The 11320-nt window shown below is 38.1% G+C and carries 11 protein-coding genes; 7 read left to right on the top strand and 4 right to left on the bottom strand.

The features are described 5' to 3' along the window. Nucleotides 1–647: 647 nt before the first annotated feature. Complete coding sequence (locus tag N0O92_RS23235) at nt 648–1565, bottom strand: polysaccharide deacetylase family protein (protein WP_315617424.1); 918 nt, start codon at nt 1563–1565, stop codon at nt 648–650. A gap of 137 nt (nt 1566–1702) precedes the next feature. Further along, nucleotides 1703–1867, bottom strand: a complete 165-nt coding sequence (locus N0O92_RS23230; RefSeq protein ID WP_315617422.1) for a YwzD family small protein — start codon at nt 1865–1867, stop codon at nt 1703–1705. 257 nt (nt 1868–2124) lie between these two features. Between N0O92_RS23230 and N0O92_RS23225 the strand changes: the two genes are divergently transcribed. The 4 genes from N0O92_RS23225 (at nt 2125) to N0O92_RS23210 (ending at nt 5757) form a co-directional block, all read left to right on the top strand. Next, nucleotides 2125–2673, top strand: a complete 549-nt coding sequence (locus N0O92_RS23225; RefSeq protein ID WP_315617420.1) for a CBO0543 family protein — start codon at nt 2125–2127, stop codon at nt 2671–2673. Nucleotides 2674–3062: 389 nt separating this feature from the next. Next, complete coding sequence (locus N0O92_RS23220) at nt 3063–4346, top strand: glycosyltransferase family 2 protein (protein ID WP_315617418.1); 1284 nt, start codon at nt 3063–3065, stop codon at nt 4344–4346. 4 nt (nt 4347–4350) lie between these two features. Next, nucleotides 4351–5280: an LCP family glycopolymer transferase gene (locus tag N0O92_RS23215; RefSeq protein ID WP_315617416.1), complete on the top strand. Its 930-nt coding sequence runs from the start codon at nt 4351–4353 to the stop codon at nt 5278–5280. 300 nt (nt 5281–5580) lie between these two features. Further along, the gene (locus tag N0O92_RS23210) at nt 5581–5757 is read left to right on the top strand and encodes a Fur-regulated basic protein FbpA (RefSeq protein ID WP_315617414.1); all 177 of its coding nucleotides are present in this window, start codon (nt 5581–5583) and stop codon (nt 5755–5757) included. A 377-nt stretch (nt 5758–6134) separates the two neighbouring features. On the opposite strand, the gene N0O92_RS23205 is transcribed toward N0O92_RS23210, so the two are convergent. Then, complete coding sequence (locus tag N0O92_RS23205; RefSeq protein WP_315617412.1) at nt 6135–7169, bottom strand: tetratricopeptide repeat protein; 1035 nt, start codon at nt 7167–7169, stop codon at nt 6135–6137. Between the two features lie 1155 nt (nt 7170–8324). Between N0O92_RS23205 and N0O92_RS23200 the strand changes: the two genes are divergently transcribed. The 3 genes from N0O92_RS23200 (at nt 8325) to N0O92_RS23190 (ending at nt 10157) form a co-directional block, all read left to right on the top strand. Then, on the top strand, nt 8325–8600 hold the full coding sequence (locus N0O92_RS23200; RefSeq protein WP_315617410.1) for a helix-turn-helix domain-containing protein: 276 nt from the start codon (nt 8325–8327) through the stop codon (nt 8598–8600). 143 nt (nt 8601–8743) lie between these two features. Next, the gene (locus N0O92_RS23195) at nt 8744–9235 is read left to right on the top strand and encodes a competence protein ComK (RefSeq protein ID WP_315617408.1); all 492 of its coding nucleotides are present in this window, start codon (nt 8744–8746) and stop codon (nt 9233–9235) included. Between the two features lie 64 nt (nt 9236–9299). Next, complete coding sequence (locus N0O92_RS23190) at nt 9300–10157, top strand: hypothetical protein (RefSeq protein ID WP_315617406.1); 858 nt, start codon at nt 9300–9302, stop codon at nt 10155–10157. Nucleotides 10158–10253: 96 nt separating this feature from the next. Here the strand turns inward: N0O92_RS23190 and N0O92_RS23185 are convergent, their stop codons facing one another. After that, nucleotides 10254–10934: an excalibur calcium-binding domain-containing protein gene (locus N0O92_RS23185; RefSeq protein ID WP_315617404.1), complete on the bottom strand. Its 681-nt coding sequence runs from the start codon at nt 10932–10934 to the stop codon at nt 10254–10256. Nucleotides 10935–11320 lie beyond the last annotated feature (386 nt).

Raw genomic sequence — 11320 nt, 5'->3', positions numbered from 1 at the left:
TCATGCAACAGTCGTTAACATTATTGGTCCATCATACAGAATTAAAGACCACTTAGAAAAAGATGATGATTAATTTTGTACATTCTTAAATGATCAAAAATGTACATCGTTAGCTTGACATTTACATCATAACTCCCTTATGTTTCCCGAAAAACTCACTCCACCAAAATTTCAGGAATCATATCTCCCTTATGATTCCCGAAAACTCACTCCACCAGAATTTCAGGAATCATATCTCCCTTATGTTTCCCGAAAACTCACTTCACCAGAATTTCAGGAATCATATCTTCCTTATGTTTCCCGAAAACTCACTCCACCTAAATTTCAGGAATCATATCTCGCCTTTGTTTCCTGAAATCATAAGCGAAGCAAATTAAGACGAGTTTTACGCAGTATTTGGGATGCTAACCGTGATGTTGCCGATGGGGATTCGTTTGTCTGGGGATCAAAGAGGGTTTGTTAGTTGGTTGGACCTGTTTGATAGTGAGTCATTGGGACAAGCTTGAACTACACCCAAATTATTAGAGAAACCAACAATTAGAGGTGTAGTTCATTCAAGTTCCTATTTACTTACATTAACAGCTACATGTGTACTATCAAAAACGCCGATTTGTGTTACTAGGTGTCATTATTATATCCACGTTCCTCTACTCTCCCAACAAAGTCGGAACGGTAACAAACTCATACCCCTCCGCCTTTAAATCGTCAATGATTTCCGGCAATGCCTGAACCGTATCAAACTCGCCCTCTACATGGTAGTTATGTTGAAGGACGATCACTCCAGGTCTAGCCTCTTGCTTCACGGTTGACACAATTTTCTCAGCAGGCACTCCACTCCAATCCTTTGTATCGGCGGTCCACATGATGGTCCGGTAGCCTTGTTGGTGAAGCAGTCCTGCCTGTCGATCTTCCATTTCACCAAATGGTGGTCGGAATAAATTGGGTTTGAATCCTGTGATTTTCTCAATTTCTTCGTTCGTTGACTGTACATTTTCGATCAACTGTTCATCCGTGAGCTCGGTTATATATGGATGATCCCAAGTATGATTCCCGATAACATGTCCTTCTTCATACATTTGTTTTAGCTGTTCAGGATACTCCTTAGCCATCTTACCTACGACAAAAAAGGTAGCCTTCACCTCTTTGTCCCTCAAAATTTCTAAAATTTGCGGAGTATAGGTCTTCTCTGGACCGTCGTCAAACGTAAGAGCAATTTGTTTCCTACTAGAATCCCCCATATAAATCATCTTGTTTGGTTCATTCATCCTTTGTTCAAAATACAACCATTGAAGATCTCTAATGATTTTAGGTTCTAGTAATAATTTAGGTAAAAGGACTTCCCTAGTAAAAGTATAGGGAATTTCTACATGTTGGCCAGGCTCAAGTATCGTGGATAGCAACCTGTTATGGTTCACAATTTCCTCTTCTGATATGCCATACTTTCCAGAAATGTCAGCAAGCGTATCCCCTGATTGAACGATGTAAGTCTCAGCCAGCACAGGTTTGTGAAACAAAGGAAGAAACATAAAACTAATTGTCATAAAAACAGTTACTTTTTTAAGCATGAGTTCCCCTTATTCGTTTTCTGGGAGAGAACGTATGAATAACAATGAATATGGAAAAGTCCAAGCATTGCTTTATTCAGGCATCCTCAAGTTTCCCCCATTTTTTTATATGAATATATATAACTAATCACGAAAAATCACGTGATTTCCGGCTTAACATACGGCTTTAGCAATTGAGCGATCTCCTCGATTAATTGTTGTGAACTTAGATTAGGAGATTCCGACCCTTTTTTATATGTATGCTCTAAGATTTTTACTAGCTGTTGTTGTGATAGCTTTTGTGCTTCGTTCACCGTAGTCATTTTCCTCTCACCACCTGAAAAAAGCCTACATTCTTTCGATAGTCCTTTCAAGTCAATCACGTAATTCTCGTCATTTTTACACCATTATTCGGTTTTATTTAGAACCATGTTCTTACACTAGAAGTAGTGTAAAGTAGCGGGGTTTTTTAGAGGATCTAGTTACGATCGTCACTTTTTATCACACAAATATTTTATCAAATCCCTCATAAGAATCGTTTATTTAGTAAAAACTAAAAAAAAGAATGAAGGGAACGTTTATGAACAAATCTCAAGTTTTCGATGATTATTTTTCTAAAGAAACTCAATTAAAAAATGAAAAAATTCAAATTTGGTTAGAGCACTCCCTTTTTACTTGGCAGTGGTGGTTCGGTGTAATAGTATTGTTACTCTCCATTTTTCTTTGGTTGAAATTCAGGAAAAAACCTAGCACGGATCGACTCTTATATTCAGGTTTCTTCGTTATGATATCTGCATCTATTCTTGACATACTTGGTCATAATCTTGGTCTTTTCCATTATCATTATGAAGTATTCCCTTTAACCGTTAACTACTTACCTTGGAGTATAGTTGTCATACCTGTAGTGGTGATGTTCTTTTTGCAATATAAACCTGATGCTAATCCATTTTTAAAATCCGTGATCTTCTCTTCTCTTTTGAGCTTTATAGGCTTACCTTTCCTTAGGTTTATTGGGATTTACCATCCAGTTAAATGGAATGTTTTTTACTCTTTCATCATTTTATTTATCATTTACTTGATTGCTCATTTCCTAGTGCAAAGAGATAAATTTGAAAAAGTTGAAACATAGGGACAGTACCTCGTCCCCTTTTCCTCATTTCATGAGATAGAACATTGACTGGCTGCTAACTAACAGAGGATAATTTCCGGCTAAATTTTTTTAGGGACAAGGTACCTACACCCCCGCCCCCACGGATTTCACACATTCGTTAGGCACTCCGAATCACTTTATGAAAAAGTGTGAATCTTTCACATTCCCATATCTAGTTCGATAGAATGCTTTCTTTCAAACTACCTTGAAAAAGCTCGTTTTATGGTGAATGATGGTAGAAGGTTTTTTTTTGGAAAGGAGTTTGATCATTGGAACTATTTCTATTAATCTTTTTTTGCATGTGTCTCTTTTTCCCTATTCTTCATTTGTTTCATTGCTTGCCTTGGTTTCGTGAAGAGGATGAGCTCGTGAAACATAACCCGAAGACGGAAAAGGGAGTTAGTATTTTGGTTCCTTGCTATAATGAAGCAGGAATTATTGAAACATCCGTTCATAGTATGAGGTCCTTAGATTACACCAATTTTGAAGTGATCTATGTCAATGATGGTTCAGCGGATGAAACCTTTGAACTTTTGCACCTTCATTTACATTTAAAGCAAAGCTGGAAAGCGCCGCTTGGTAAATTGTCTCACGAGGAAGTGGAGGGAGTTTATCAATCTGCTCTTTATCCAAATCTATACGTAGTTAATAAAGTAAATGGAGGAAAAGCTGATGCGTTAAATGCAGGGATTGAGTATGCAGGAAAAGAGTTAGTCGTCACATTGGATGCTGATACGATCTTAACTTCTTCCTCTTTGACCGTCGTAAACGAAAAATTTACTGATCCCAATGTTGTTGCTGCAGGCGGAATGATTCACGTATTACAAACGAAGACGTCAAACCCGTTAAAGAAGCTATCATTGGCTGGAACGAATATGCTCATTCGTGTACAAATGCTTGAGTTCTTAAAAGCATTTTATGTGACGAAATTATCTCTGGCCCGTTTCCAGGCCTTAGCCATCATATCCGGTGCCTTTGGTATTTTCACCAAACAAGTACTCATCGATGTCGGTGGCTACCGCTCCTCTGTCGGAGAAGACATTGATATTACACTAAAGATCCACCGCTATATAGCAAAACAGAAAAACAAAAAAATCCTGTTAATCTTGGATGCTATTAGTTATACCGAATTACCTGAAACATGGAGAGATTTATTTAAGCAGCGGATTCGCTGGCAAAAGGCCTATGTCGATTGCCTCGTCCATTTCCGCTCCTTCTTTGGAAAAACATTTATAACAAAAGCTGTTTCATTTTTCTACATTTTTGAATCGTTCTTTGTTGGTATTTTGGCTGCCTATTTTACAGTAGGATTTTTTATTGCTAATGCCTTCTTAAACGTCGAATTTATTTATATAGGATTCATTATTGTGTATTTATCCTATATTTACTTATTTAACTTTATTTATAATTTGTTGGCACTCAGATTGGTGAAGCGTCATGGATTTACGTTTGAAAAAGGTGACTGGTTCCGCCTATTTAAAACCATCCTTTACGATGTGTTTATTCACCGCTTTATCATCATGTATTTTGTCATGTATGGCAGTGTCGCCTATTTCTTTAATAGAGATTGGAAAAAAGTCTCGCGTACCGGTAGAAAGTATGAGATGGATCCAGTTTCTCAGGTAGCTGCGACAAACGAGAAGATTAGGTGAGAATATGAAGAAGAAAATTAAATGGAAAAAAATAGTGCTCATTATGATGACCGTATTTGGTGTCGTGATGGTAGCTGCAGGAAGCTACGCATGGAATCTAGTAACCTCTACATTTATGAACATTCAGGAAAATATCGAACGTCAAGAAGCCGAAAACCGTCTCGCGTCCATAAACTTTGACGAAGGTGATCCCTTTTCTATGTTATTAATGGGAATTGATGAGCCTAATAGAGAAGCGGGTGATTTCTACCACCGTTCCGATACCCTCGTCTATGTGACGATCAATCCAGAGAAAAATTCTACCCAAATGGTAAGTATTCCTCGTGATACATATACAGAACTTGTTGGATACGACAAAAAAGATAAAATTAATCACTCCTATGCATTCGGTGGTACCGAAATGACGATACGCACAGTAGAGAACTTCCTTGATGTCCCAGTCGATTACTTTGTAAGGATTGATATGAAAGGGTTCAAAGGAATGGTCGATGCCGTTGGCGGTGTGGAAGTAGAAAATGAGTTTGATTTTAGATTTGAAGGAAAGGACTTTGAAGAAGGACCCCTTCAGTTAAATGGAGAAGATGCTTGGAAATTTGCGCGTATGCGTCTAGATGACCCACGCGGAGACTTCGGACGTCAAGAGCGTCAGCGTCAAATCATTCAAGAATTAGTTGATAAAGGAATGAGCTTCTCCTCGATTACGAGAATAGAAGAGATATTGAGCGTTGTAGAGAACAACATTCGAACGAATCTCAGTCTAGGAGAAATCTGGTCGATTCAATCTAATTACAGAGATGCCCTTAACACAATAGAAGAGCACGAAATTGCGGGGGAAGACGGAGAGATGGATGAAGTGTACTATTATATACCTGATGAAGAGAAAGTACAGGAGCTTTCCGAGATACTGAAGGAACATTTAGAGTTGAATGAGTAAGAGTTTCACTTCAAAGGACGCCTATGCTACGGTTTAGCATGGGTGTCTTTTCCTATTAAGGGGGCAACCAATTATAAACTTTTATCGAAGAAATAAAGAATACTGACAAAAATTCTCTAACAAATGACGTCCGTTCCTTACTCAGTTTGTAAAATCCTGTAACATATGAAAAATCAGTTTTGACGTGCCAATTGTTGGCTATAATACAGTTGATCCTTGTTTTTACGTTACAAAGAGAAAGAAATCGAGCAGACTGAAATGAAATTGGAGCTGCTCGAGTAGGTAGAGGAGCTGAAAGCAATGGGAGAATTACGAAAACAAGTACAAGCTCGTAAAGAGAAACTGATTAAAAAACTTATTAACATAGGAATTTACAAAAGTGAAGACAAGCACTTATTTGAACTAACCCTTACAGATATTGAACAATTGTACGTATCCTTAAATAAGAGAAAATCATCATTAAAGGAGCGTGTTTAGACGGCTTGATCTAAACACGCTCTTTTTCATATTTTAGAAGGATTTAGGCACTTACGGTACAGATTTCTCGAACCAAGATGTGGATATCTATGCTAATACCCATAATCCTTTCTTTCTGTCTGTGTATATCTAGCAAAAGGTGGATAAGTCTCTGTATAAATAGAGGGTTACCCACCTTTTAAGTCCTTTTATTAACACTGCAATAGTAATCCTTCATTACCACCCAGAAGCTCAAACATCCACTAAATCAAGTGCTCAAGTCACAGAATACGTTCCTGAGTCCATAAAATCTAAAGAAACAAGAGATAAAGATCTACGTATGTCAACGTTTATTTCAAGGGACAAGGGACCTGTCCCCTTGTCCCGCCCTTGTCCCGCTATTTCTTTTTCTTCTTTTTAACCCTCTTTTTCTTTTTCCTAAAAGAGGTTGTTGATGTTGTCAATTTAAACGTTCTCTTTCTAATTGGAATCTCCTTAGCTCGGGTTCCCATATACATTTCGGCTAATGGAAAAAAGGATTCTACATCTTCCGGAAAAATCTCCAGCTCCATCTCTGCAAAATCTACTGGTACTTCTCCTCGTCCAGATCCTTGTATCTCATCCGCTGTAGGTGCAAAAGGGACTTCACCATTTGTATGGTCATGCATCATAAATAATAGCCAAAGCCCATTAGCTAACATTTCTCTTAAGTCTTCTGCTGGCATCTTTTTGTACTTTTCCGCAACAAGAAGCATTTGACGGAAATGATAGCCTGCATTTGGCAAATCGCTTATTTGAGATAACATACTTCCAATTGTAAAATGAGATTCGGCTTGACCCTGGTCGAGTGAGATCGAATGTTCAAATACACTCACTGCTAAATCCGGCCGATTTCCCTTGTGATATAAATTTCCAAGTCGATTCCAAACATAGGAATCTTGAGGATTTCCCTTCAATTTATCTAGTAAATAGTCCTCTGCATCCGTTGTGTATCGATGCCAGCTACCATCAAATAAAAGGTTTTTTCCAACCATACTTTGTTTTGCCAATCCATTATCATATGGAAGAACACTTACCATAGATTGCATAAGGATACTATTTGGCAACTCCCAATTCCCTGCACTATTACAATGCTTGCATCGAAAATATCCTGTCATTTGAATGTTATCTGATATATTATCTGTTTTTGTTTTCTTATCAACATTCACAACTAACATTCCGACATCATATTTTCCTTTTTTGCCACAGGTTTTACAAGTTAGCATATGGTTGTTTTTCTCTATAATCGGCGTGAGTGTGTTTTTATTTTTTAGAACTGTTTTTACATAGTTTCCTGGTAATTTACCCGCTGTCGGCGAACCGGGCTCATGTAGCGTTTCTTGATCTAATAATTGGTGTATCAATAAGGGGTTAATTTGTAAAGTAGTTGCCATCCTTGTCAACCTTTCTATTAATATTACTGATGCTTAATAATTATAGCATGTCTGGAAAGCATAAGGATTGTTCTTACAGGGGACAAACCGAATGATCCGCTGACAAAGAATATTTAGGTGCTCAGATCGGCTTTTTTCTGTGTTGCAGCTAAACAAGGTATCCTTCCAAGCTTTTTAAACCAATGCTTGGTACTTTTTTTCGGATATAGGTTTCCCTCCAAGTAGTAATAAAATAGTTATTTCAATTTTTTTGGAGCTTTGAAAAATTGAATGGGAATTTTATAGTTCGTAATAAAGAGAGCGAAGAGCAAAAGTTGTGGTAAAAGGAAGGTGCCTAATGAGTAGGAATGAGAGGAAAGCATAATTTTTCACCAATATATCACAACCCACTTTTAATTAGAAGCAATGATGAAGCCAAGTAACAATTTATTTGAAGAAAAAGAACCCTATTCTTCTTTTGTAAAATTTAAAAATATTATGAAAGTCAAGTCCTAATCATGTATAATGAAAGTAAGATCAACCCAACGAGTACGACAACATCCGGTCAACACAACTACATGCCGCATGAAGAGCGGCTGACCTTTTATTTAGATAGTTTTCGAAGAGAAGTAACTACCCAACGTTTGGAGGCGACGGGCGGTTACTTCTTTTTGTTGTATAATAGACATATAATTGAAAAGAGAAGTGCGCTTACACTTCTGCAACCTCTACCGTCAGGGTGGTGGTTGTCAATAGTTTAACGTTTGTCTTGAGAACCACCCTGCTTCCTACGGCGAGGGGTGGTTTTCTTGTTCTCTAGTACATTCTTCCGAAAAGTATATGCGCTTATTTCACGCACAAGCCTTTCAGAACTTCTCTAAAAAATTCAAGAAATGTTTCCATGATTATCACCTCCTCTCCTACATCGGAAAGAAGCGTAACAACCAACCACCCTTACAATATTTAGTTGCAACTCTATATTATCACACTCTCTTACCCTACTAGACTAACAACCTTCGACAAAATATAACAATCTTCGGGTGGTGACAGGCACGACTTAAGATGTAATTCGCAGAAAGAAGGACTTCTCTCTAAAAAAATCCCCCAACAGCCACTATAGTGTATGGTGTCTCTCTTTTATCGATTGCATAATTATGACAAAAAGGGAGAAAACATATGGCGACTGATCCACATAAGAAACAACTAAACAGCCATATTGGGAAATACGTCCGTTCGATCAGACAGAAAAAAGGCCTTTCTCGGGAAGACTTAGCAGGTGCTTCTAATGTTAGCCTCACCCATTTAGGAAACATCGAACGTGGTACTGCAAGCATGACTCCTTACACGCAAGCAAAAATAGCCAAAGGTCTAAAACTCACTAACCCTAATGAACTAACAGCTGAAGCCTTTGAAAAAGTCTATCCTTCAATGCCAACATACATATCGGATTAGCATCCTATCACTAACTGTTTAAGATTGCTAATCCGTGTTCATACATCTCAAGCTTTAAACTTCAAGAAAGCCCCCTAAATATGAACAAAACTGATCATTCCCCATTTATAAACAAATAAATCCCCCCAAAAAGGAGCCTCGCCATGCCCAAAACCATTCTCCCTCACTACGAAATCAACCGCGACACAACTGCCATTTTCCCAGCCAATCACACAGACTACTATTCCATCGTATGGGAACGAAACCGAATCTACTACATAAAGAAGACCCCCATACAACTCATCAGAGCAGGATGCCTCGAAGGAGGAGCCGACTTCGATGGTCGCAAAGCCGCTGTTATCCACAAAACAGGTATTCAAAGCAAAATTCCGATGCCAATTGATCCTAACGAGCACATTTATGCCTTCCCCACTCACTCCCCTAAACTCCACGAATGTTGCTGGATCTTCTATCACCATATCCGCTCCATTAAGCATCATCCTAAAAGCCATTCCAAATCGATCATCACATTTCAACATCACAAGCAACTAGAACTCGATATTTCCTATCACACACTCGAAAAACAGCTACAACGCACATCTTACTGCATCGTTCGCTTCTCCCACTATAAAATCCGTTCTTCCCAATTCGAATAAAACCCCATCACCTAAAAAGCCTGTCATAGCTACTGGCAGGCTCATAACCCAAGGAGGCACTACTATGCAATCAGGTCACATTAATCAATATGCACATCTAAGTAAGTTCAAATCAGCAAAAGAATTCAACGACTCTAACAAAATCTTTCTAAACACACACAGACAAGCTTTTACAAAAGGAGAGCACATCGGTCTTCTCACACTCATTCAATATAGTGTCAAAATACCAGGAGTCTGCAATGCAAAAATATGCAAATTAGTCCAAGCCACACACGCCAAAAACAAAGGAATTTCTCGCACAACGTTTGAACGAATGCTGAAAAAGGGCATGATCCTCGGACTGTTTACCACTTATAAAACCATCCGTAAAAAAGGTGGGAAATCTCATAATGTCTATGTCTTCAACCACTTTGACGTATCGAAATCAGAAAAACTGACGCAACGAGTAATCCCTCAAACACCAGTTACATCAAGCCCTCTAGCGACAAAAACAGTTCCTGAATCTATATCTCTTAAATCTAAAAAAATAAAAGAAAAAGATCTACGTAAAGAAACGCTAGACTCGCTTGATTACACTTATGCACCGTCCAATATTCCAACTCAATTCGTAAAAGCAGTGAAACCATTCTTTCCTAGCGCTAGGGACATTTGTGCTCTTTGGGATCGAGCGAAGATTGCCTATAATGCAAGAAACTATGATCAGCCGATTGATGAGTTTTCAGATATTATTATTCAAGCTTTTAAGCAAACTGTTTATAGGCATAAACGGAAGCAGATTAAGACGGGTTTTATGCAGTATTTTTATGGGGTACTTGTCGCGATGTTGCCGATGGGGGTTAGGTTATCGAGTGAACAGCGGGGGTTTGTAAGTTGGTTGGATCGGTTTGATGTAGAAACAGTTATAGCCATACAGGGACCATAACGTTTCATTTTTCGGAAGCATAAGAATAGTGAACAGTTCCCATGCTTCCGAAAATCTGTTTAATTTCACGATATTATAGGAGGAGCCGCCTCCCCCTCATTCACAACCAATACCATCACCATCACGATCTAGATGTTTGGCATATCCTGGCTCACCGCGTCTTATTGGGGCTGCCCCTGCTGCACGTGCTTCGGTACAATTCTTATAATAGACATTCGAATTGTTAGTAGATGCTGTGGTATTGGTAGAACTTGAACTCGTTTGATTTAAACTGGCTACTTGGATTGATTGTTTTTCTTTCAATTCTTTTACTTCTGACAATAATCGTTTATTTTCAGACCCTAGTACAGTCAACTCATCTAGGTAAGCCTGATTATCTTTTTCAAGCTCCTTCACAATGCGCTGAAATGAAACATGCTCTTTAGCAAGAGCTTTATTTTCATTCTTCATTTCCTCTATTTCTGTTTCATAGATTAGCACCTGGTCATTTAATTCTTCAAGGTGAAGAGCGGATTCATCATATTTCTCTTGCAAATCAAGTAATTGCTGCATTAATTGTTCATTTTTTAGTACTTCTTCTTCTAATTTTGCTTGTATACCCGTATCAAGGAAGGTTACTCCTATCAAAAAAAGAGTGAGTCCTCCTATCAAAAGAGGATAAAACTTCTTTTTAGATAAAGTATGCTCTTTGTTTCGCAACTTCTTAATAAGAAAAATAAAGAAATAAATAACTGAATACATTAACGCTAATAATCCTACTAAAAGAATCGCTTCCATCTCGTCCCTCGCCTTTAGATACTATTTTAGTTTTGTCACATTATCTCACATTATTACATTTTGTTTATTATTATCAACCTTTTCGACAAAACTAGTTATTTTTCGCATCTTAGCAGGCAGGCGTCTAATTGGAACCATACTAATGCTTCCTCTATGATCCGTACGTAATACACACCTACTGATGTCCCGAAAAAAGCTTCACCAGCAGTGAGAAGCATAGACTCTTTGGCCATTTTTCTATTAAAAGAAAAACGGGGACTGATTACGGCCAGTGAAATGTACCACCAATGACATTCTATTTACCACCTAGTGACAAGAAATGTACCAGCAAATGACAAGCTGTTTACCGCTATACCTTCTGTATAATTATTGAGCACACCTTCAGG

Source organism: Alkalihalobacillus sp. MEB130 (assembly GCF_032335535.1).
In the GTDB taxonomy this organism is placed as follows: Bacteria; Bacillota; Bacilli; order Bacillales; family Bacillaceae_D; genus Halalkalibacter.
Note: the sequence above shows the minus strand (reverse complement) of the source record. Positions and strands in the feature narration are given on the sequence as shown.

What these genes read in the sequence shown, in the direction of transcription:
- N0O92_RS23215 (WP_315617416.1), top strand. Translation starts at nt 4,351, where the DNA reads ATGAAGAAGAAAATTAAATGGAAAAAAATAGTGCTCATTATGATGACC.
- N0O92_RS23185 (WP_315617404.1), bottom strand. Translation starts at nt 10,934, where the DNA reads ATGGAAGCGATTCTTTTAGTAGGATTATTAGCGTTAATGTATTCAGTT.
- N0O92_RS23190 (WP_315617406.1), top strand. Translation starts at nt 9,300, where the DNA reads ATGCAATCAGGTCACATTAATCAATATGCACATCTAAGTAAGTTCAAA.
- N0O92_RS23195 (WP_315617408.1), top strand. Translation starts at nt 8,744, where the DNA reads ATGCCCAAAACCATTCTCCCTCACTACGAAATCAACCGCGACACAACT.
- N0O92_RS23205 (WP_315617412.1), bottom strand. Translation starts at nt 7,169, where the DNA reads ATGGCAACTACTTTACAAATTAACCCCTTATTGATACACCAATTATTA.
- N0O92_RS23210 (WP_315617414.1), top strand. Translation starts at nt 5,581, where the DNA reads ATGGGAGAATTACGAAAACAAGTACAAGCTCGTAAAGAGAAACTGATT.
- N0O92_RS23200 (WP_315617410.1), top strand. Translation starts at nt 8,325, where the DNA reads ATGGCGACTGATCCACATAAGAAACAACTAAACAGCCATATTGGGAAA.
- N0O92_RS23235 (WP_315617424.1), bottom strand. Translation starts at nt 1,565, where the DNA reads ATGCTTAAAAAAGTAACTGTTTTTATGACAATTAGTTTTATGTTTCTT.
- N0O92_RS23225 (WP_315617420.1), top strand. Translation starts at nt 2,125, where the DNA reads ATGAACAAATCTCAAGTTTTCGATGATTATTTTTCTAAAGAAACTCAA.
- N0O92_RS23230 (WP_315617422.1), bottom strand. Translation starts at nt 1,867, where the DNA reads ATGACTACGGTGAACGAAGCACAAAAGCTATCACAACAACAGCTAGTA.